Origin of the sequence: Paraburkholderia heleia NBRC 101817, assembly GCF_000739775.1 — a bacterium.
Classification (GTDB): Bacteria; Pseudomonadota; Gammaproteobacteria; order Burkholderiales; family Burkholderiaceae; genus Paraburkholderia; species Paraburkholderia heleia.
The window spans coordinates 36813-58645 of sequence record NZ_BBJH01000034.1 but is presented as its reverse complement, the minus strand read 5'-3'; the positions used below and the strand labels follow the sequence as shown (position 1 = coordinate 58645).

The window sequence follows — 21833 nt, the reverse complement described above, 5'->3', positions numbered from 1 at the left end:
CATGGGTATCACCGTGTCCCAAACCTCTCCCACGCCGGGCGCGCCGCGCCTGTCGCACCGGCTCGGCCGTCATGCGGGCGTCGCCAGCATCGCGGGCTTCTTCCTCATCTGCGTGATCGCGTTCACGCTCGCCACCGACACGTTCCTCACATCCGGCAACCTGCTGAACGTGTTGCGGCAGAGCGCACCGCTCCTGATCGTCGCGACCACGATGACGCTCGTGATCACGACGGCCGGCATCGACCTCTCGGTCGGCTCGACGCTCGCATTCGTCGGCGCGCTCGCGGCGGTCGCACTGCATGCGGGCGTGCCCGACACGCTCGTGCTGATCGGCGGCCTCGTGCTCGGCGGCCTGATCGGCCTCGTCAACGGCTACTTCATCGCCATTGCCGGCATGCCCGCGTTCATCGTGACGCTCGGCACGTTGTCGATCGTGCGCGGCGCGGCACTCCTTATCACGCAGGGCTATTCGGTGCCCGTGGACAGCAACGGCTGGTTCGTCGATCTAGGCCGGGAGTGGTTCCTCGGCCTGCCGTTGCCCGCCGTCATCGCTGTCGCGGTGATGGCGGCCGGCTGGGCCGTGCTGCGCCACACGCGCTTCGGACGCTATATCGTCGGGATCGGCACCAATGCGGAAGGCGTGCGGCGCGCGGGCGTGGACGTGCGGCGCGTGATCGTCAAGGTGTACATACTGAGTGGCGCCGCGGCGGGGCTCGCGGGCCTCATCACGACGGCGCGCCTCGGCAGCGGCTCGTCGAACCAGGGCGTCGGCTTCGAACTGGCGGTGATCGCGGCGGTCGTGCTCGGCAGCACGAACCTGTTCGGCGGGCGCGGCACGATCCTCGGCACGCTGCTTGGCGCGTTGACCATCGCCGTGCTCGGCAACGGGCTGATCCTCATCCACGTCTCGCCGTTCTACACGCAGATCATCCAGGGGGCGATCATGCTGTTCGCCATCTGGATGAACACGCGGATCTTCTCGCCGCAACGCCGGCGCAAAGGCTGAGGGCCGAGCGATGACGCGATCGAAACCTGCGTTCGGCCATGCCGTGCCACTGCCCGTCGGCGTTGACAGTGGCCATGTGATGACGGTGCTCGGGCCGCTTCCCGTCGAGGCGATGGGGATCACGCTGATGCACGAGCACATCCTCATCGACGCTTCGGGCAAATGGGTCGCACCGGCCTGCTGCAGCCAGCGGCATGTCGGCGAGCAGAAGGTGCACATCGGCATTCTCGGCGCGTTGCGCATGAACCCGCTGATGAACCGCGACAACTGCCAGCTCTTCGACGCCGATCTCGCGGCCGAGGAACTGATGAAGTTTCGCGATCTGGGCGGCCAGACGGTGGTGGATCCGACCAATCTCGGCATCGGCCGCGACCCGCTCGCGCTGCAGCGCATTGCGCGGCGCACGGGCCTGAACATCGTGATGTCGACCGGCTTCTATCTGGAGCCTTCGCACCCCGCTTACGTGCGCGAGCGCTCCGTCGGCGAACTGGCGGAGCAACTGGTCTACGAGGTCGGCGGCGCCGACCGCAAGCCCGAGGTGGTCGCGGGACTGATCGGCGAGATTGGCGTTTCGGCGGCATTCACGCCCGAGGAGGAGAAGTCGCTGCGCGCGGCGGCTCGCGCCAGCGCGGCGACGCGGGTGCCGTTGTCGGTGCATCTGCCGGGCTGGGTTCGGCACGGCCATCGCGTGCTCGACATCGTCGAGCAGGAAGGCGCCGACCTCGCGCACACGGTGCTGTGCCACATGAATCCGAGCCATGCCGACGTCGACTACCAGCACGCGCTCGCGCGCCGCGGCGCATGGCTCGAGTACGACATGATCGGCATGGACTACTACTACGCGGACGAGGACGCGCAGTCGCCTTCCGATGAAGAGAACGCGCGGGCGATCCGCGCACTCGCCGACGCCGGGTTCATCGGGCGCCTGCTGCTTTCCCAGGACGTATTTCTCAAGATGATGCTCACGCGCTACGGGGGCTATGGCTACGGTTACATCCTCGAACACTTCGTTCCGCGCCTGCGGCGCCACGGTGTGACTAACGCGCAGATCGAGACCCTGCTCGTGACGAATCCCGCCCGGGTGTTCTCGCGCGCTCACGCAAGCTGACGCGGCGCGTGCCCGGCACGCGCCATCCATCGAGATGCAAACACGCAGGTGCCCGGCGGCAACCGCGCTGCCGGCCTGCGTCCCAAGGAGATGCGAATGAAGAAGTCCGTTCTGCTCGCCGGCGAGTCCTGGACCAGCACGGCCACCCACGTCAAGGGTTTCGACCTGTTCGCTTCGGTGACCTATCACACCGGCTCGCAACAGTTCCTGGCGCTGTTCGAGGACTCCGGCTATTCGGTCACGCACATGCCGAGCCACGACGCGCAGACGCAGTTTCCGTCCACGCTAGAAGGCTTGCAGGCCTATGACGCGATCATTCTGTCCGACATCGGCGCGAACACGCTGCTGCTGCATCCCGACACATGGGCGCAAAGCCGGCGCACGCCCAACCGCCTGAAGCTGCTGCGCGACTACGTCGAAGCCGGCGGCGGACTGATGATGATCGGCGGCTATCTGAGCTTCCAGGGCATTAACGGCAGCGCGCGCTTTCGCAATACACCCGTCGAGGCGGTGCTGCCGGTGCGGTGCCTGCCCTGGGACGACCGCGTCGAGGTACCCGAGGGCTTCACGCCGGAAATTGTCGCCCAGCATCCGGTGGTCGCCGGGCTCGGCGCCAGTTGGCCCCATCTGCTCGGCTACAACGAAGTCGAGCTCAAACCGGAGGCGACGATCATCGCTTCGGTGCCGGAAACAGGCCATCCGTTGCTTGCCGCGGGCCAGTACGGCGCGGGACGCACACTGGCGTGGACGAGCGACATGTCCGTGCACTGGCTGCCGCCCGAATTTTCCGCCTGGGAGGGCTATGGCCGCCTGTGGCACAACTGTCTCGACTGGCTCACGCACGACGCAGCGGCGCGATGAGCCGGCCAACGCACGCGAGATCCGTTCATGGCCCACCTTGATCCCATTGCGCTCACGCGCGAGCTCGTTGCATTTGCGTCCGTCAACCCGCCGGGCGACGAGGAAGCCTGCGCGCGCCACGTCGCCGGCGTGCTCGACGAACTGGGCTTCCAGACAACGCTGCACGCATTTGGCGAGCGCCGCTTCAATTTGGTGGCGAAGCTCGCGGGCGCGGGCGGTGGCGCGCCGCTCGGCTTCACCGGGCACCTCGACGTCGTGCCGCTCGGCACGGCGGCGTGGGAACACGAGCCGTTCGCGGGCGAGATCCACGACGGGCGCCTATACGGGCGCGGCACGTCCGACATGAAGGCGGGCATCGCGGCTTTCATTGCCGCGTGCGCGGCAGCGCCCGACGCGCTCAGGCGCGGCAGCGGCGTGCATCTGATCCTGACCGGCGGCGAGGAAACCGGCTGTGACGGCGCAAAAGCGCTCCTTGCCGCGCAGCCCAAACTACTGCAGCCGCTTGGCGCATTGATCGTCGGCGAGCCGACCGCCAACCGCGTCCTGCTCGGTCACAAGGGCGCGCTGTGGCTCAAGGGCGTCGCGCATGGCGTGAGCGCGCACGGCGCGATGCCGGACGAGGGCGTCAACGCGATCCGCGTCGCCACCGAAGCGCTCGCGAAGCTCTGGAATTTCAGCGCCGGCTCCGCGCACGAGGTGTTGGGAGCACCCACGCTCAATGTAGGCACGATACACGGCGGGCTCAATGTGAATTCCGTTCCCGACCGCACCGAGTTCACGATCGACATGCGGACCGTGCCCGGCATCGAACACGCCTGCGTGACGCAACGGCTGCACCAGTGCCTCGCGCCGGTCGAACTCTCCCCGGTCGTCGACCTGCCGCCGGTCTACTCGGAGCCGTTCGACAACTGGATCGCCCACGTGCTCGAACTCGCGCGCCCGTTCGACGAGGTACCGGCCGGTCCACGCACGGCCCGCTATTTCACCGATGCGGCCGTGCTGAGACCCGCCACCGGCTGGCCGCCGACAATCCTGCTCGGCCCCGGCGAGCCCGAAACCGCGCACAAGTCCGACGAGTATTGCCGCGTGGATCGCATTCTCGCCGCGGTCGATCTGTACCGCGCCATTCTCGACGACTGGGTAACGCGCAAATGACAGACGATGCCTCGGCGCGCGGCGGTGCGCGGGTCTGCGTGATCGGCAACGCCGCGATCGACATGACGTTGCGCGTCGCCGCGCTTCCGCAGCCCGGCGAGACGTCACGCGCGCTCGAAACCACCTGCGATTTCGGCGGCAAGGGGGCGAACCAGGCCGTAATCGCGGCGCGCGCCGGTGCGGCCGTAACGCTGCTTGCCGCGCTCGGACGCGACGCGGACGGCGAGCGCATCGTCGCCATGCTCCAGCGCGAGGGTGTGAATACGCGACACGTCGTGCGGCTCGACTGCGCGACCGATCTCTCGATTGTCACGATCGATGCGGCTGGCGAAAACACCATCGTGACCCGCAGCGCCGCCGCCGACCGCTTCGCGCCCGACGCCGGCGCGCTCGATGCCGCGAGCCGCACGGGCGACTGGATCGCGCTGCAGGGCAATCTCTCCCCAACCGTCACGGCCACGCTGCTACGGCATGCCCGGCAAGGTGGCCGCAAGACTTTCCTGAACCCGGGCCCCGTGCAGCCCGACTTCCGGGCGTTGCTGCCCGACGTCGATGTGCTCGTCGTCAATCGCGTGGAGGCCGCCGCGCTTTCCGGACACGAAGACCCGCATCGCGCCGCGCACGCGCTGCGACACGCCGGAGCGGCCGACGTGCTCGTCACGCTCGGTGCCGGCGGCGTGATCTGGTGCAGTGGCGATCGCGCCAGCGTTGGCGATCGCGCCAGCGTCGATCTGCCTGCCGTTGCGGTGACGGCAGTCGACACGGTAGGCGCCGGCGACGCGCTTTGCGGCACGCTCATCGCGGCACTGTCCCACGGCCTCACCATCGGCGACGCCTTGCCCGGCGCGATGGCGGTCGCTGCCTGGGTGGTAAGCCGTCGCGGCACGCAGGCCAGCTTTCCCGACCACGCACGCATGCGCGAGCTGGCCGCCTTTCTCCGAACAGATCACAAGGTATCCAGATGAATGCACAGAACGTGGTTGGACGCGGCCGCACCGATTGTCTCGAACAGATCTTTGGGCGGGCACGCGGCGTGGTCATCGGCGTCGTTCATTGCCCCGCATATCCCGGCGCACCGCGCTACGACGGCCGCACGAGCGAGGCGCTCTACGCAACCGCGCTCGCGGACGCGCGCGCCTACGCGCAAGGCGGCGTCGATGGGCTGATCGTCGAGAACCACGGCGACGTGCCGTTCTCGAAGCCCGACGACATCGGCCACGAAACATCCGCCTTCATGGCCGTGACCGCCGACCGCATCGCGCGCGAAACCGGGTTGCCGGTCGGCATCAACGTGCTCGCGAATGCGTCGATACCGGCGCTGGCCGTTGCCGCGGCGAGCAACGCCGCGTTCGTGCGCGTCAATCAGTGGGCCAACGCATACATTGCCAACGAAGGTTTCATCGAAGGCGAAGCGGCGCGCGCGCTGCGCTACCGCGCTCAGCTTCGCGCGGACGGCATACGCGTGTTCGCCGACGCGCACGTCAAGCACGGCGCCCACGCGATCGTGGCCGACCGCGCGCTGGAAGAACTCGTTCGCGATGTCGCGTTCTTCGACGCCGACGCCGTCATCGCCACCGGGCAGCGGACCGGCGACGCCGCCAGCGTCGACTACCTGCGGCAGATCCGGGCAGCCACGCACCTGCCGCTGCTGGTCGGCAGCGGCTGCACAGAGCACAACGTTGCGGAAATCCTGTCCGTGGTCGATGCGGTGATCGTGGCGAGTTCGCTGAAAGTAGGCGGCGTCTGGTGGAACCCCGTCGACGAAGCCAAAGTCCGCGAGTTCATGCGTGCAGCGCGCGGGGGCGCGCAATGAGTCGCCTGTGGATGGGGCGCATGCGTACTGCCGCGGCTTTGAGCACCCAGGACAAGTTGGGGCGGCGCATACGCGGGAAGACTTTATTCGGGAAGCCTAAAATTTTCGTTGGAAGTTCAGGTGCCGCCGCCTCCTCCGCCTTTCGATCGCGTCCGTCGACATGGACGGTGCCTCGACGATGTTTTGCAACACCGGGAAGTGGGGACCCGGTTCTGCGTGTGGCACATCAACGATTGTTGGAGACACGATGGAGGCGGGGAAGCATTCATGCTGGCTTCGTGCCTGCAATTTTCGATCGTGCTGAGACAGGTGACGCGATGCAAACGGGAGGGCCTGCTGACTGTCGCAAGCGTGGACGAGTCAGGCGGTGTTGACCTCGCGTGGGCAACCATTATCTTCGAGTCGGAAACGCAAGGGCGGCCCGTACGCGTGTTCGTCGGCGGTCTTCAGGGGCCGTCAGGTAGCGATCGCGAGCGGGTGCGCACGATGACACGCGCGTGTCACGGACTTCGCCCGAAGGCGGCCGTCATGGAAGCCGTAACGGCGGTATGCCGCCTCGTGGGTGCCGACAGGCTGACGGCGGTGTCCCGCGCTTTACATGTTTCGACTGCGGCTGCCAGTGGATTTCGTGCGGACATGAGCGAAGCGAGGAATGAAGCCAGGATGCGAAGCGCAAGCGACGAACAGATTGCGGTATGTCTGCGGGAATCCGGCAAGCTTATCGGGGATCTCCTTGCAGCGCCCGAACAGGACACCTTTTCAATCGGCTGGAACTTTAATCCTCAATTCGGCGGAATGGGTTATGCATATGAGGCCGCCAAGGCCCTGGTCGCCCATCTCTTTAGAGAAAAAGCGGCACGTCGGCTTTATGCATACGTGGAAGACACGAACATGCCATCCCGCCGGCTTTGTGAAAAACTCGTATTGAGCTTTTGCGCACCAGCTCATTCGATCAGAATGTATCCCATCCTGCACGGTCGACCGCAGTGGCCGCAGCGGCGCCTGCCGCTTGAGCCTTCACGGCGACGCGGCTGGCGGGCGCTGCGGTGTTCCGGAGCGCCGGTCGCGCCGGGCGCACCCGGGATACCCGACAGTCTGCTGGCGCAGCCGGACCGCCCGTTGCTACGAGCGCGGCCTGGGAATCCAGCCGAAAGAACGAAACAGCCTGGTTCAGCTGCCGACCCTGATCCTCGAGCGACTTCGACGCGGCCGCCGCTTCCTCCACCAGCGCGGCATTCTGCTGCGTCACTTCATCCATCTGCGTGATCGCCTGGTTGACCTGCTCGATCCCGCGGCTCTGTTCAGTCGACGCGGCTGCGATCTCCCCCATGATATCGGTCACCCGCGCCACAGCCTGTGTCACCTCCTCCATCGTCGTTCCCGCCTCATGGGCGAGCGACGACCCGTCATGGACTTTCTGGACGGACACGTTGATCAGATCCTTGATCTCCTTCGCGGCACTGGACGAGCGCTGGGCAAGGCTGCGCACTTCGCTCGCGACCACCGCAAAACCGCGCCCCTGCTCGCCTGCACGGGCCGCCTCCACCGCAGCATTCAGCGCCAGGATGTTGGTCTGGAAGGCGATCCCTTCGATGATCCCGGTGATATCCGCGATCCTGGTGGAACTCGCGCTGATCTCGCTCATCGTATCGACCACCTTGCCCACGACCTGATTGCCCCGTCCCGCCACTTCGGATGCGTTGGCCGCGAGCGAACTCGCCTGCTGTGCGTTCTCCGCGTTCTGCCTGACCGTCGACGTCAGCTCTTCCATGCTCGCTGCGGTTTCCTGCAGTGACGCGGCCTGCTGTTCCGTACGCGAAGACAGATCCACATTGCCCGACGCGATCTGGCTCGAGCCGGTGGCAATGCTGTCGGCAGAAGTACGAACCTGACCGATCAGGCGAACGAGGCTGGCCTGCATCTCCCCCATCGAGGCGAGCACGCTTCCGGCCGGCGCATTCTTTGCCCCCGGCACAGGACTCAGATCGCCACTGGCCACGCGCCCCGTCACTTCGCTCAATGTCGCCGGCTCGGCGCCAAGGGCGCGTAACAGGCTCCGCGTGATGGCGATTCCCGCCGCGACTGCCACCGCGACCGCAGCCAGGCAGATAGCAATCAGCAGCTTTCTCTGGCTCGTGAATTGTTCCTGTGACTGCTCGACCATTTGCGCTGCATGTTGACGGGTAAAGCTCGCATATTCGTTGGACGCCTTGATCAACATCGAAAGCAGGGGCCTGCATTGGGTGTCGATGGCCGCGATCGCCGCGTCACGCTGGTTGTTCACCGCCAGCCGGTCAATTTCCAGCGCCACAGGACGGTAAAGCGCTTCGATTCTTGGAAGCTCTGCCGCAAGACTCCGTGCCTGGTCGCTCATGTCGGAAGCGACAGCGACCATGGCATTAAACTTCTCCAGGTTGGCCTCGACCCTATGCTCAGCGTCCAGGACAGCGGCCTTTTCCACCTCGATGTCAGCAGGTGTGGTGACCAGCACCAGATTGCGCACGGCGACGGCTCGATCATCAACGGCGGTGCGAACGGCTTCGGCCATGTCGGCGCGTGCCTGGATACCGCCGATATAACCCGAAAACCGGTTGTTTGCCTCGTTCAGCTGCATCAGCGACAGGCCAGACACGGTCAGCACGATGAGGGCCAGAATTCCGAAAGCCGACGTAAGCTTCGCCTTCATGGACAGTGTATGCAGAGTCATCTTCATTTCCATTTTCAACGCAGAGGCAGGTAGATGCGGGCCATCGCGTTCGCAATGCACAGATCGGACAACCGTTTGCGCACGCGCCCCTTGCAACGAATGCGACCCGCAGCTGCATTTACGGCGGCGATTGAACGAACTGAAGTCAGAATTAGCGCCAGGCCCAATCCGCAAACGTTGTCGCAATATTGAATTCCTCTATCAGGATTGTTTGTCATTAAAGCTACTTTTTATCAGACAAATATCGAGCTCATTACGGCAACTTGTCTGCATGCTTTTTGTAGCGGGATGTCGATGTTTTCGAAAGCAAGCGCGCACCTGCAGAGCGGCTGCGACGTTCTCAAATCAATCTCCGTCTATCCGGCGGTGCAAGACACTATGAAATCGCTTGTCCGCTGCCTGGTTGCGAAAAAGCCTGACGCGCTGAACAGTTGTTAGATAAGGCTGTGCCCGAACGCCATGTGTAGCCAACGCGGGGACTGCGCCAGAACCTGAGAACCGGTGAAACGGGGCGACCATTGTAAGTCAATCCAATGCGGCGAAAGAAATGCCGACTCGGCGTATTTCAGAACCGGAGGGTAATTCGAAAGCTGAATTTCCGGAAGGAAAAAATCGTTTGCGGGAAATATGATTACAATAAAATAAGTAAATCCTTAATACGGATTGGATTCCGACGGCACATTCACGCGCGGCGCCTGCTCCGGATTGCTGTCCGGACTGCGCGCCATCGCTTTCCTGTCGCGCCGACTCCGCCACGCCGAGTACACCACCGCGAGCATCGGCGGGGCCGTAATGATCGACGGACGCATGGTGCATGGCGAAGCCTTCCCGCGAACTCGGCCTTTCGCGATTGCGAGACCTCATGGATTGAATCGAAGGCAATCAGCCGTTATAAAAACGCCGCTTCGCATCGCGCAGCCACAAGCGCACCAGATGGCGCTTGCGATCCTCCTCGTCGAAGTCGACGAATTGCGTGCGCCGATGTCCGCAGCGCTGGTTATCGACGATCTGGATCTGTCCCGGTTCGAAGAAGAAATCGCGCGTCCACTGCGGTTCGAGCATCACGGTTTCGAGCGTTTGCAACGCATCGCGAGTCTCCTCGTCCATTTTCCGATGCGCCATCTCGTAGCCCGCGACCACATGGCGATGCGACAGCCTGCACACCATGCGTCCGCCTTCGTTCTGAAAAAGCGGATGGCTGATGAGCATGGCGTCGCCGGGAGCGTGCTCGCGCTGACGGTCGAAGAGATATGGCCTGAAAAGGCGCGGGAGCAGATGCGGATAACGCTCGATCATCTGGTTGTACACCGTGTAGAAACTCACGATGCTGCTCACGCCGCCCTGCTTCGCGGGCCGCAGACAGAGCAACGCTACATGTTCCGGCGGGCAGAGGTTATAGCTGTTGTCCGTATGAAAATTCTGCTCCGCACTGGTGATGTCCGGACGCACACCGTTGCCCGGCGGTTTGCCGAGATCCCGCACGTCGTAAATCATCTTGCCGTCCCAGCTTTGCGCAACCGGACGCGACACCATCTGCGTGAGCAGCCAGTAGACTGCGGTCGCTTCCTGCTTGTTCCACAGGTCCATCGGCAGGCGGTCGACGATCACGAAGCCCGGCCCTTCAGTCAGCAGTTGCGACGCTTCGCGCATCATCTCCCGGCAGCGTTCGAGCGAGAAATCGTCGGGATGCAACAGCGTGGTCGGCAGCGGATTGGCACGCAAGGTCGCAACGACTTCATCGAGTTCGCGGCGACACGCCTCGCTGATCTTAACGATGCCATCGTCCGGAGACAGCGAAGCACGCGTCCACGCGATCGGGCCGGTGAACGGTGTCATGCGCGCCGGCCCGCTCGATTCGTGCAGGGCTTCTTCCAGTATCATCGTCTGATCTTGCATGTCGTCTCCTTGTTTGCATTCGGGTGCGTCGTGACGAAAACCAGTCTACGACTCAATCGATGCCGCAAGAAAGCGAGACTTTCCGATCGTGGCTCATCGAAATTGTCGATGAAGCCGCGACTCCCTCACACGACAAAGAGCAATGGACATCCGTCAGCTTGAGACCTTTCTTCGCATCGTCGACACGGGAAGCTTCGGCGCAGCCGCGCAAACGCTGCATGCGACGCAATCGACCGTGTCCGCGCGCATTCGAGAGCTGGAGCGGTCGCTGGGCGTCGAGCTGTTCGACCGCAGTCAGCGCCGCGCGCGTCTGAGCGCCAGGGGACAGGACCTCGTCGCGGCGGCGCGCGAAATCGTCAGGCTGGCTTCGAACGTGCGGCACCGCATCGGCGACAAGGATGCGCTGACGGGCACGGTACGGCTCGGCGTTGTCAATCTCGTTGCGATCACCTGGCTGCCGAAGCTGATGAGCACATTGCGCGAGCGTTATCCGAACCTCGCCGTCGTGCTGGACATGGGCCTCACCGCGCAGCTCATCGACAAGCTGCGCAGCGGCGACATCGACCTCGCGCTCGTCACGGGTCCTGTCGTGGAGAGCGGACTGCAAGCCATATCGCTCGGCTTCGATCAGTTCGTATGGATGTGCGCGCCCGCGCTCGACGTCCCTTCGCGCAAGCTCACGCCCGCTGAACTCGCGGCGTGGCCGGTGCTCGGGCTGTCGTCGCAATCGCATCACTATCCGGTAATCGAGCGCTGGTTCCGCGATGCCGGCGCCGAATATCGCCCGATCATCTCATGCAATCACGTGCGCGTGCTCGCCGACCTCACCGTGACAGGACTCGGCGTGAGCCTGCTGCCGCGCATGTCGTATCACGCGGAAATCGCGGCGGGCAGGCTGCGCGTGATCGATACCGCGCCACAACTCGGGCCGGTGGAGTTCGTCGCGCTGCATCGGCATACGGCGACCGACCCGGTCGTGGCGGCGGTCGCGTCGCTCGCGATGGAGACGAGCGAGTTCGAGCGGCCCGGCCCCTGACACTCAGTACGCCGCGCGCGTCTGAGGCGCCGGCTTCGCGAACATGCGAAACGACGCGAGCAAAGCGATCAGCGCCGCGAACGACAGCCACAACGCGGGCACCGCGCGGTTCTGCGTGAACTGGATCAGCACCGTGCAGATGAACGGCGTGAAACCGCCGAAGATCGCTTGCGCGAGGCTCCAGACGAGCGAAAAGCCCGTGCCGCGGATATTCGCGGGCATGATCTCCGTGAGGGCGACCACCATGCCGGCCTGATACGAGCCGTAGATCATCGCATACCACACTTCCACCATGAGCAGACGCATGAAGCTCGGCGCCTGCACGAGCCAGAGCATCGCCGGATACGCGGTGAGAATCACGAGCACCGCGCACACCGTGAGCACCGCGCGCCGCCCCACTTTGTCGGATATCGCGCCGACTATCGCCAGCATCGTGAAGTTGACCATGCCGACGGCCATCGTCACCATGAACGAATCGACCGCGGGCAGCTTCAGCACGCGCGAGCCGAACGTCGGCGTATAGGCGGTGATCAGGTTGAACATGACAGCAGTGAGCGTCACGAGCATGATCGCGCCGCCGATGATGCGCGCATTGTCCTTGAGCGATGCAAAGATTTCCTTGCTCGACGGATGCCGGGCGCGCGATTCGAACTCCTTCGTTTCGCGCAGACGCCTGCGAATCACGAAGAGCACCGGAATGATCAGACAGCCGATCAGAAACGGAATGCGCCAACCCCAGCTGTTCATCTGCTCGGGCGTGAGCGTGAAACGCAGGCCCACGCCGAGCAGCGCCGCGAACACGACGGCGGCCTGCTGACTGGCCGATTGCCAGCTTACGAAGAAGCCGCGCCGTCCCGGTGGCGCGATCTCCGCGAGATACACCGACACGCCGCCCAGTTCCGCGCCCGCGGAAAAGCCTTGCAGCAAGCGTCCGAGCACGACGATCACCGGCGCGGCGATGCCGATCGTGTCGTAGCCCGGCACGAACGTAATCATGAGCATGCCGGCGGCCATGAGCGCGAGCGTGAGCAAGAGGCCCGCGCGCCGCCCGCGACGGTCGATGTACGAGCCGAGCACGAGCGCGCCGATCGGCCGCATCAGAAAGCCCACGCCGAATGTCGCGAACGACAGCATCAGCGAGACGAACTCGTTGCCGTGCGGAAAGAGCGCGTGTGAGATCGACAACGCGTAGAAGCCGTAGACCGAGAAGTCGTACATCTCGAGGAAATTGCCGCTCGTGACGCGCAGGATCGTGCGTACCGATGACTCTCGCCCTTTACCGGAAGTGCCTGACTGCATGATTCGTCTCCGTTGGATGCATTTCATGCCCGGCCTCTCGGAGAGGCTCTCTTCTCTTCTTTCGCCTCACGTCATGCGCGTTTCCAAGGATCCGGCCGCGCAGCGTTCGCTTGCTTTAAGTGTTAGCCCCAGGTACGAAGCCCTTTTGCTTGACCCCATTCTGCAGCGATGGGACTATCCTGTAAACCAAAATATGATTTTTACGTCCCAATTTATAGGATGAAAGAATCTCATGGACGAGCCGGTCATTTACGAATCTCACGAACATATCGCGCAAATCACCATCAACCGTCCCCATCGCATGAACGCGATCGACGACCATGTCGAAGCCGCGCTCGCCGATGCATGGCGGCGCTTCAACGCCAGCGACGATCTCGTGGCGATCCTCACGGGCGCCGGCGACAAGGCGTTCTCTGCGGGCAAAGACCGCGAATCGCCGGGCGTGCCGGAGTATCGCAAGTTCGCGCCAGGCGTCGATATCACGGTGGAGAAGCCGGTGATCGCGGCCGTGGCGGGATGGTGTATCGGCGGCGCGCTCACGCTCGTGCAGATGTGCGATCTGTGCGTGGCGGCCGAGAATGCGAAGTTCGCCTATCCCGAAGCGAAGATCGGCTTCGCCGGCGGACTGATCGGCTCGCTGGCGGTGCGCATTCCGCACAAGATCGCCATGGAGCTGATGCTGCTCGGCGAGCCGGTGACAGCTGAACGGGCGTATCAGGTGGGCTTCGTGAATCGCGTGGTGCCCGTCGGCGAGCAGGTGAAGGAAGCGCGCGCGCTTGCGGCGAAGATGGTGCACCATGCGCCGCTGGTGCTGCGCATGCTCAAGCAGTTCGCCAACGCGACGGTGCCGAAAGGCCCCGTCGAGCTCGCATCGCAGGCGTTGAGGGAAACGGACCGGCTGTTCGGAAGCGCGGATTATCGCGAAGGAAAAGAGAGCTTCGCCCAAAAGCGCGAGGCGAAATTCCGCGGCGCATGAACGACTGGCGCGAGCGGTTCATCGACCCGCCCGCGATTGCAGAAGCCCGCCCGTGACCTGCGGCGGATGCGCGAGGATCGCCTCCTCGATCGGATCACATCCCCATCCCGGACGCTCGGGAATGATCAGCTCTCCATTGCAATACTCGGGCGCATGCGTGAAGAGTTCGTCATCCCATGCAAGACGATCGATATCCGTCTCCATGATGCGCAGGTTCGGCACGGCCGCCGCGAAGCTCGCGTTGATCATCGTGCAGAGATGGCCGTAGAAGTTATGCGGTGCGACGTTCACCTCATGCGCGTCGCAGAACGCGGCGATCTTCATCGACTGCCACACGCCGTTCCAGATCGTATCGACGATGCCCACGTCCACTGCATTCGCATCGAGGAACGGCTTGAACTCGCGAATGCCGAAGAGCGTCTCGCACGAGCTGATGGGGTGCGGACTCTGGCTTCGCACGTAGGCCAGCCCTTGCGGCGAATAACTGTCGATCTCGACCCAGAACAACTCGAAGTCCTTCAGCTCGCGCAGGATCCTGAGATAACCCTCCGGCTTCGCATTGAAGTTCAGGTCGATGAGAATCTCGACATCGGGACCCGCGCCATCGCGCAGCGCTTCCAGATGCGCGCGAACATTGCGCAACAGCTTGCGATCCACGTTCAGCGCGGGCTGGAACGGCACGCCGAAGCCCGGACGCCATGCGCGCAGCGGGCCATCGTCGTGGATGAAGATATTGGTCTTCAAGGCGCGGAAGCGGCGCTCACGCGCCTGCGCGCCGCTCGCCTTCACGCCGTCGAGATCCGTCACCGGCGGCCCGAAGAACTTCGGATGATTGACGCGCCACGTCGGGCAATGCGACCAGTACACGGGCACGCTGTCGCGCAGTTTGCCGCCGAGCAATTCGTAGCACGGCACGCCGAGCGTCTTCGCCTTGGCATCGAGCAGCGCGTTCTCGATCGCGCCGATGCCTTCGCTGACTACGCCGCCCGTCGCCGGACGCGTGAGGCAAGAAGCCTCCGCGAAGAAGCGCTCATGCTCCATCACCGATGCGCCCATCAGCCGCTTGCCCAGTTGCCCGATGACGGCCGTGACACCGGGCGAGCCGAAGCCTTCATCGAACTCGCTCCAGCCGACGATGCCATCGTCGGTCACGATCTTCACGAAGTGATAGTTGCGCCAGCCCGCGTCACAGCAGAGCGTGTCGATCGAAACGACTTTCATGGCCTCTCCATTGGTTGTGTTCGATGTCGTGACGCGCCTCGTCAGTCGAGCTGCAGATTGAGCTCCTTGGCGACCTTGCCCCATTTGGTCCACTCGCTCATCACGAACTGCCGGAACTGTTGCGGCGAGCTGCCCACGGGAATCGCGCCGAGCGGAACGAGCGCTTTCTTCACGTCATCGTCCTGCATGGCCTTGCCGATTTCGGCGCCGAGCCGGTCTACGATCGGCTGCGGCGTGCCGGCCGGCACGAATACGCCGTACCACGATGTCACGTCATAGCCCGGCACGCTCTGCGCGACGGCCGGCAGTCCCGGCGCCAGCGGCGAGGGCTGCGCGCTCGTCACGGCGATGCCCGTCAGCTGATGGTTGTCGATATACGGCAGCGCCTCGTTCACGACCGCCACCGTCACGCGGCCGCCGATCGCGTCCTGGATCGCCGGAATGCCACCCTGGTACGGCACGGTGGTCATCTGCACGCCCGCCATGCGCTTGAAGAGCTCGCATGAAAGGAACGGGCTCGTGCCCACGCCCGAGGTCGCGCAGCTTGCCTTGCCCGGGTTCTGCTTCGCGTAGCGGATGAGTTGCGCGAGTGAATCAATCTTCGTCGCCGGGCTGACGGCGAAGTAATTCGGCACGTTCACCACCTGCGAGACGGGAATCAGATCTGTGCGAATGTTGTAGAGCGGCTTCTTGTAGAAGAAATCGTTGAGCACGTTCGAGATGCTGCCCATCAGAATGGTGTAGCCATCGGGCTTCGAGCGTGCGACGAACTGCGTGCCGAGCATGCTGCCCGCGCCCGGCCGGTTCTCGACGATCACATGTGTGTGCAGCGCCGTCGTCAGCCTGGCGGCGACGATGCGCCCGAGCACATCGGTGTTGCCGCCGGGCGGGAACGGCACGATCATCGTGATGTTGCGATCGGGCCATTCGGCATGTGCGGGAAGCGCGTAGGCAAGCGGCGTGATCGCCGCCGCGAGCGCGAGTACATTGCGTAGCCTGCGTATGAACGAAGCTGCCATCAGGTGTCTCCTGGGTTCGGGACTCGAACGTTCCGTTTTAGGGGCGACATGCAGGGACGACAGGCGGGCACGGCGCACATCGTCATGGTCGAACCGGCAACGGGAAAACACCAATCGTTCTATAAAACGAAACGAGACGGCAGTTTCGGGCTCGCGCGGCACGGCGCAGATTCTGCGCACCCGGGTGGCGAGCACGCTGCTCGGCGCGAAGCTGTCGCAGCAGCGTTGAACCGGATCGATGCGCAAGCCGCGCGACGCGGCTTCGCATCCCTCGTTCATCGGCCGACGAACCTCGGCGTCCGCTTTTCCCTGTGCGCGCTGAAGCCCTCGCGAATATCCTCGCTCTGCGCGATCACTTCCATCTGCCGCCGTGTGCGCCCGAGCGTCTCGGTCGGTCCGTGCGCGAGCACGGCTTCGTTGACGAAGCGCTTGAGCGTCGCGAGCACGAGCGGGGCCATCGTCGTGAGTTCGCGTGCCATCGCCAGCGCCGCTTCCACATGGCCGCCGTTCGGCACCACTTCGTTCACGAGACCCGCCTGATACGCGCGCCGCGCGTCGACGGGGCGCGCGAGCAGCATCATCTCCATTGCGACCTTGTGCGGAATGCGTCCTGCGAGTCCCGCGATCATCCCCTGCGTGATGCCGAGCTTCGCTTCGGGGTAGTAGAACCTGGCGTCCTCGGTAGCGACGCACAGGTCGGCCATCATCGCGATCACGAGGCCGCCGCCGGCGCACCATCCCGATACCGCGCAGATGACGGGCTTCTCCGTCGTGATGCCGACGGTCGGCACGCAGCGCCAGAGCTCGGGCATGTCGCTCACGTCCGCGCCCGCGGTGAATGCGGCCGTGCCCGCGCCGGTGATTACGGCCACGCGTTGCGGCGAGCGGTCGAACGCGGCGAACGCTTGCTGCAGCTCGATAGCGGTCTGAGCGCTGATCGCGTTACGCCGTCGCTCGCGGTTGATGGTGACGAGCGTGACACCATCGTCGAAATTTTCTATCAGCAGGTTTTCTGGCTGGGGCATTGAAAGGCTCCCGGATGGACTATGCGATACGCAGCCGCGCATCGACGGCCCAGCACGCGTGCCGGCCGACGATCAACGGGTTGATGTCGAGTTCGAAGTCGCGGTCGCCGAGATCGGCGGCAAGCCAGCTCACGCGCGCGATCGCATCGACGACCTCGTCGATCGCCAATGCTGCGCCGCGATACCCTTCGAGGATCTTCCACACGGGCAGCGTTTCGAGCAGCGCGCGGATCTGTTCGTTCGATGCAGGCGCGCAGGCGATCGCACGTTGCGCCAGCAACTCGACGAGAACGCCGCCCGCGCCGAACACGACGACCGGGCCGAACTGCTCGTCGCGCCGCGCGCCCACGATCAGCTCCACTTCGCCCTTCACCTGCGCCTGCACCGATACGCCGTCGATGCGCGCATTCGGCATCGCACGCCCCGCCGCCGCGCAGAGATGTTCGAACGTTTCACGCACGCACGCTTCGTCGGCGATACCCACTGCCACGCCGCCGATGTCGCTTTTGTGCGCGATGTCGGGCGATGCGATCTTCATCACGAGCGGATAACCGGTTTCTCCCGCGAGGCGCACGGCGGCATCCGCGCTCACCGCGATTGCGCCTGCGTTCACCGGAACGCCATAGCGCCTGAAGACGGCCTTGCTCGCGTCCTCGTCATAGGTGCCGGGTCCGGGCGCGCAAGGCAGCGCGTCCGGTCTTCGCGGCTTCTCGAAAGAGCGGCGCTGCGCATGCCGACGCCAGGCCGTCCACACGTTCATGGCTTCATCGAGCGTGTTCGTATAAGGAATGCCGCGCTCGCGCAGCAACGCGCGCAATGGATCGCTCGTCGCACCCGCCTCGACCGTGAAGAGCGCGGGCTTGCCGGCATCCCCTTCGAACGGCGAAGCATGCGCACGCACGATCTCGCTCGTCAGCATGAACGGCGCCATCGTCACGGGCACGAAGATGCCGTCGGTCTCCTCGTCGGCCTGCAAGATGGCGACCGTATCCTGCGCGGCCTTCGCGGGGTCGGGCGAAATGCGCGAGCCGAAATCGACCGGGTTGTTCGCCTGGCCCTTCACGTAGTGCGCGTGCAGCGCTTCACGCGTCGCCTCGCCGAAGTTCGCGAGCGGGAAGCCGCGCTCATGCAGCGCATCGGACGCGAGCGCACCGCCGCCGCCAGAAGGCGTGACGATCGCGATGCGATTCACCGTGCGCCTGGGATAGCGCACCATTGATGCGGCAAGCGTCATCATTGCGCCGAGATCGTTCATCAGCGTGACACCGTTTTCCTCGCACACTGCCGCGAACACCGCATGATTGCCCGCGATGCTCGCCGTATGCGAGAACGCCGCGCGGCTGCCCGCTTCGGTGCGGCCCGCCTTGACCGCGAGCCACGGCTTGCCCGCCCCGCGCGCACGCCGCGCCGCCGCAACGAAGCGAGCGGCGTCTTTCACGCCTTCGATATACGTGCAGATGACCTGCGTATCCGGATCATCGGCGAGAAACTCGACGAAGTCCGCGAGCTCCAGATCGGCCTGATTGCCGACCGAAATCCCATGGCTGAAGCCGATTCCGTGCGTCCAGGCGCGATCGAAGAACGTGGTCATGAGCGCGCCGCTCTGGCTTACGAGACCGATGGGCTGCTGCGGCAGTTCGGGAATCTCCAGCACCGGCGACGAGCACGCGGCCAGCCGGTTCGCCGCGCTGATGAGCCCGAGACAGTTCGGCCCGATGAGCCGCATGCCATGCTCGCGCGCGATACGCACGATCTCGTTCTCCGTCCGGCGTCCAGCTTCGCCCGCATCGGAAAAGCCCGCCGTGATGATGAGTCCGCAGCCGACGCCCAGGCGCGCGGCCGCTTCGATCGTGGCCTTCACGCTCGCCTGGGGCACCGCGAGCACCGCCATGTCGGGCACGGCGGGCAGCGCGTCGAAGCCGGGATAAGCCTTGATGTCGAACAGGGTGTCGCGCTTCGGGTTGATCGGATAGACCGGCCCCGCGAAGCGATGGCGCAGCACCATCCGCAACAGGCGCCCGCCGAACTTCGACTGGTCCTCCGATGCCCCGACGATCGCGATCGACTCCGGCCGCAGCAGGCGCGCGATATCCGTGGAAGCTTGCACTGTGCTCGTCTCCTTTTGGATTTTTGACGTGGGCGAACTTTCGCCGCTTCATCAGTATTGGCCGGAAACGCCGCGCGCCCATCCGTTCTGGAATGCGGAACGGCAAGGTTAAATGGCAAGACTGTCATATTGTCGGAGTGAGGCCGTCTCGTCGCATCCACACGAAGAAGGCCCGTCATCAAAGGAGACGCTCGTGAAAACGTTCAAGCCATGGCGCGCGCTCGCGGGCGTCGCGCTGGCTCTTTCGCTCGTGCCCGTCGTGAGTCATGCGGACCCGGACTATCCCTCTCGCCCGATACGCATGATCGTGCCGTTTACGCCTGGCGGCGCGTCCGATAATCTCGCGCGCGCGCTCGCCGCCGAGCTCACCAGGAAGCTCGGGCAGAACACCATCGTCGAGAACAAGCCGGGCGCGGGCACCGTGATTGGCTCGCAGTATGTCGCACATGCATCGCCCGATGGCTATACGCTGCTCTGGGCCACCGCACCGCTCGCGATCAACGCGACGCTGATGAAGCACCTGCCCTATGACACGCTGAATGACCTGACCGCGGTGGTCGATGTCGCGTCGTCGCCGGAAGTGCTCGTCGTGAACAAGTCGGAGAACATCACCACTCTGCAGCAACTCATCGCCAAAGCGAAGCAGAATCCCGGCAAGCTGACGTACGGATCGTCGGGCATCGGCGGCTCGCCGCATCTGGCGACCGTGATGTTCGCCAACGACGCGGGCATCAAGCTCACGCACGTACCGTATCAGGGCTCCGCGCCCGCGGTGACGGCGGCCATGTCGGGCCAGGTGAATCTCGTCATCGATACGTTTCTCACGTGCCTGCCCGGTATCAACGCGGGCACGCTGGTGCCGCTCGCGCAGACCGAATCGAAGCGTTCGAGCGTGCTGCCCAACGTGCCGACGATGGCCGAAGCGGGTTTGAAAGGCTATCAGGCGAGCGCGTGGTTCTCGATGCTCGCGCCCGCCAGGACCCCGAAGCCGATCATCGACAAGCTGAACAAGACGGTCAACGAGATCATCCAGCAGCCGAAGTTTCAGGAGCTGTTTGCGAAGCAGGCAATCTTCATGATCGGCGGCTCGGCCGATGCCGCCGAAGCGCACCTGAAGAGCGAAGTGGCGCGCTGGCATACGGCGGTACAGCAGTCGGGGGCTTCAATCGAATAGTCGGCTGCCGCCGTCAGCGGATACACCGGTCACCGCGACCGAAGCCGGATTCAGCAATGCCCCGACCGCGCTTTCGCTCACCACGATACCCTCAGCCCGCGTGCGATGCGAGCACGTTGTCCACCGACTGTTCCGCGAGTCCGATGTAGTTGCGCGGATCGAGCGCCTGCGCCAGCTCGCGTTCGCCGAGATGGCGCATCGTTTCGGCGTCGGCGCGCAGGACCTCGCCGAGCGGGCGCCCTTCCTTCATGGCCGCGCTGCACAGACGCGATACCATGTGATGCGCGTTCTTGCGGCCGATCTTCGGCGCGAGCGCCATCATCACGCTCTCGGCCATCACCTGGCCACGGGTCACGTCGAGATTGGCGCGCATGCGCTCCGTATGCACGACGAGGCCCGACAGCACGACCTGCATCTGCGTCACCGCCGCATGCGCATGCTGAAAAGTCTGCGGCACGGCGATGGTCTCGAAGTGCCCTTGCCAGTCGCGCTCGAAATCCTGCACCATCGATTCCATCACGACGGGTATCTGTTGCGCGGCCATCTTGCCGTGGACGATCACGAGCTCGGGCACGACGGTATTGTGCTTGTGCGGCATCGCCGAACTGGTGCCGCGGCTCTCGCCGCCGCCTTCGGATGCCTCGCCCACTTCGTCGCGCGTCATGATGGTGAGCGTCTTCGCGATGCTCGCCATCGACTGCGCAATCGATGCAATCGTGAATACCACCTGCGCCACGCGATCGCGCGAGGCGAACCACGCGATCTCCGCCGCTTCGAGCCCGAGCTCGGCCATCAATGCGCGCTGCACCTCGATGCCCTTCGGCCCGACTGCGGCGAACGTGCCGATCGCGCCGCCGAACTGTCCCGCGAGCGTGTCCGCGCGCAATGCGGCGAGGCGCGCGCATTGCCGTTCGACTTCGCTATACCAGACCGCGCAGCGAAAGCCGAAAGTCGATGGCAACGCGTGCTTGCCGTGCGTGCGCGCGATCATCAGTGTCGAGCGATGCCGCGACGTCATCTCGCGCAGCTTGCGGCGCACCTTGTGCAGATCGGCTTCAATCACCGCGAGCGCGTCGCGCACCTGCAGCATGAAGGAGGTATCGGTGATGTCGCGCGTCGTCGACCCCCAGTGCAGGTATTCGCCCGCCGCGCCGCAATGCTCCGCGAGTTGCTCGACAAAGGGCATCACCGGATAGCCGACCGCTTCGACGTCGGTGCGAAAGCGCTCCCAGTCGATTTCGAACGATGGCGCCTTCGCCGCGATCTCGCGATACGCCGCGTCGGGAATCACGCCCAGCGTTGCCTCGACCTTCGCGAGCGCGATCTCCACCTTGAGGTAATGGCTGATGCGCGTGTCATCCGAAAAGATCGCGCGCATGGCTTCGGTGCCGAAGAGGTTGCGTACCACTTTCGATGTGAAAACTGACATG

18 protein-coding genes and 1 pseudogene are annotated in these 21833 nt (G+C 64.5%); 10 read left to right on the top strand and 9 right to left on the bottom strand.

All coding sequences use genetic code 11. The annotated features are described in order from the left end of the window. Position 1: 1 nt before the first annotated feature. From BHE01S_RS25650 to BHE01S_RS39695, 7 genes and pseudogenes are all read left to right on the top strand, one after another. Positions 2–1006, top strand: a complete 1005-nt coding sequence (locus tag BHE01S_RS25650) for an ABC transporter permease (protein WP_042268832.1) — start codon at positions 2–4, stop codon at positions 1004–1006. A gap of 10 nt (positions 1007–1016) precedes the next feature. Then, positions 1017–2114 carry a phosphotriesterase family protein gene (locus BHE01S_RS25645; RefSeq protein WP_042268831.1) on the top strand — a complete coding sequence of 366 codons (1098 nt, stop codon included), beginning with the start codon at positions 1017–1019 and terminating at the stop codon, positions 2112–2114. 96 nt (positions 2115–2210) lie between these two features. After that, on the top strand, positions 2211–2975 hold the full coding sequence (locus BHE01S_RS25640; protein ID WP_042268878.1) for a glutamine amidotransferase: 765 nt from the start codon (positions 2211–2213) through the stop codon (positions 2973–2975). Positions 2976–3002: 27 nt separating this feature from the next. After that, positions 3003–4130 (top strand): M20 family metallopeptidase, encoded by a 1128-nt coding sequence (locus BHE01S_RS25635; RefSeq protein WP_042268830.1) that lies wholly within the window; start codon positions 3003–3005, stop codon positions 4128–4130. After that, the gene (locus BHE01S_RS25630) at positions 4127–5095 is read left to right on the top strand and encodes a ribokinase (RefSeq protein ID WP_042268829.1); all 969 of its coding nucleotides are present in this window, start codon (positions 4127–4129) and stop codon (positions 5093–5095) included. Before BHE01S_RS25635 ends, BHE01S_RS25630 begins: the two co-directional genes overlap by 4 nt. Then, positions 5092–5943: a BtpA/SgcQ family protein gene (locus BHE01S_RS25625; protein WP_042268828.1), complete on the top strand. Its 852-nt coding sequence runs from the start codon at positions 5092–5094 to the stop codon at positions 5941–5943. Before BHE01S_RS25630 ends, BHE01S_RS25625 begins: the two co-directional genes overlap by 4 nt. Before the next feature lie 267 nt (positions 5944–6210). Further along, positions 6211–6852, top strand: a pseudogene (locus BHE01S_RS39695) (GNAT family N-acetyltransferase); the annotation flags it as partial. Positions 6853–6895: 43 nt separating this feature from the next. On the opposite strand, the gene BHE01S_RS25620 reads toward BHE01S_RS39695, so the two are convergent. The 3 genes from BHE01S_RS25620 to BHE01S_RS25615 form a co-directional block, all read right to left on the bottom strand. Next, the gene (locus BHE01S_RS25620; RefSeq protein ID WP_042268877.1) at positions 6896–8650 is read right to left on the bottom strand and encodes a methyl-accepting chemotaxis protein; all 1755 of its coding nucleotides are present in this window, start codon (positions 8648–8650) and stop codon (positions 6896–6898) included. Positions 8651–9175: 525 nt separating this feature from the next. Continuing rightward, on the bottom strand, positions 9176–9466 hold the full coding sequence (locus BHE01S_RS38030) for a hypothetical protein (RefSeq protein ID WP_157025626.1): 291 nt from the start codon (positions 9464–9466) through the stop codon (positions 9176–9178). A gap of 66 nt (positions 9467–9532) precedes the next feature. Next, positions 9533–10546, bottom strand: coding sequence for a TauD/TfdA family dioxygenase (locus BHE01S_RS25615; RefSeq protein ID WP_042268827.1), 1014 nt, complete (start codon positions 10544–10546; stop codon positions 9533–9535). A gap of 142 nt (positions 10547–10688) precedes the next feature. Here BHE01S_RS25615 and BHE01S_RS25610 point away from each other — a divergent pair, with 142 nt between their 5' ends. Continuing rightward, the gene (locus BHE01S_RS25610) at positions 10689–11582 is read left to right on the top strand and encodes a LysR family transcriptional regulator (protein WP_042268826.1); all 894 of its coding nucleotides are present in this window, start codon (positions 10689–10691) and stop codon (positions 11580–11582) included. A gap of 3 nt (positions 11583–11585) precedes the next feature. Here BHE01S_RS25610 and tcuC read toward each other — a convergent pair whose 3' ends face one another. Further along, positions 11586–12881, bottom strand: a complete 1296-nt coding sequence (gene tcuC, locus BHE01S_RS25605; RefSeq protein ID WP_042268825.1) for an MFS transporter — start codon at positions 12879–12881, stop codon at positions 11586–11588. A 232-nt stretch (positions 12882–13113) separates the two neighbouring features. Here tcuC and BHE01S_RS25600 point away from each other — a divergent pair, with 232 nt between their 5' ends. Continuing rightward, positions 13114–13857 (top strand): enoyl-CoA hydratase/isomerase family protein, encoded by a 744-nt coding sequence (locus tag BHE01S_RS25600; protein WP_042268824.1) that lies wholly within the window; start codon positions 13114–13116, stop codon positions 13855–13857. Positions 13858–13875: 18 nt separating this feature from the next. Here the strand turns inward: BHE01S_RS25600 and BHE01S_RS25595 are convergent, their stop codons facing one another. The 4 genes from BHE01S_RS25595 to BHE01S_RS25580 all read right to left on the bottom strand — a co-directional run bounded on the left by BHE01S_RS25595 (position 13876) and on the right by BHE01S_RS25580 (position 19229). Next, complete coding sequence (locus BHE01S_RS25595; RefSeq protein ID WP_042268823.1) at positions 13876–15078, bottom strand: mandelate racemase/muconate lactonizing enzyme family protein; 1203 nt, start codon at positions 15076–15078, stop codon at positions 13876–13878. Positions 15079–15119: 41 nt separating this feature from the next. Continuing rightward, a complete protein-coding gene (locus BHE01S_RS25590; protein WP_042268822.1) occupies positions 15120–16097 on the bottom strand; it encodes a Bug family tripartite tricarboxylate transporter substrate binding protein in 978 nt (325 codons plus the stop codon). A 275-nt stretch (positions 16098–16372) separates the two neighbouring features. Beyond that, positions 16373–17122 carry an enoyl-CoA hydratase/isomerase family protein gene (locus BHE01S_RS25585; RefSeq protein WP_042268821.1) on the bottom strand — a complete coding sequence of 250 codons (750 nt, stop codon included), beginning with the start codon at positions 17120–17122 and terminating at the stop codon, positions 16373–16375. 19 nt (positions 17123–17141) lie between these two features. Continuing rightward, on the bottom strand, positions 17142–19229 hold the full coding sequence (locus BHE01S_RS25580; protein WP_245639860.1) for an acetate--CoA ligase family protein: 2088 nt from the start codon (positions 19227–19229) through the stop codon (positions 17142–17144). A gap of 193 nt (positions 19230–19422) precedes the next feature. On the opposite strand from BHE01S_RS25580, the gene BHE01S_RS25575 reads away from it, so the two are divergent. Then, positions 19423–20403, top strand: coding sequence for a tripartite tricarboxylate transporter substrate binding protein (locus tag BHE01S_RS25575; protein WP_042268819.1), 981 nt, complete (start codon positions 19423–19425; stop codon positions 20401–20403). A 91-nt stretch (positions 20404–20494) separates the two neighbouring features. On the opposite strand, the gene BHE01S_RS25570 is transcribed toward BHE01S_RS25575, so the two are convergent. Further along, positions 20495–21832, bottom strand: coding sequence for a class-II fumarase/aspartase family protein (locus BHE01S_RS25570; RefSeq protein ID WP_042268818.1), 1338 nt, complete (start codon positions 21830–21832; stop codon positions 20495–20497). Position 21833: the final 1 nt, after the last annotated feature.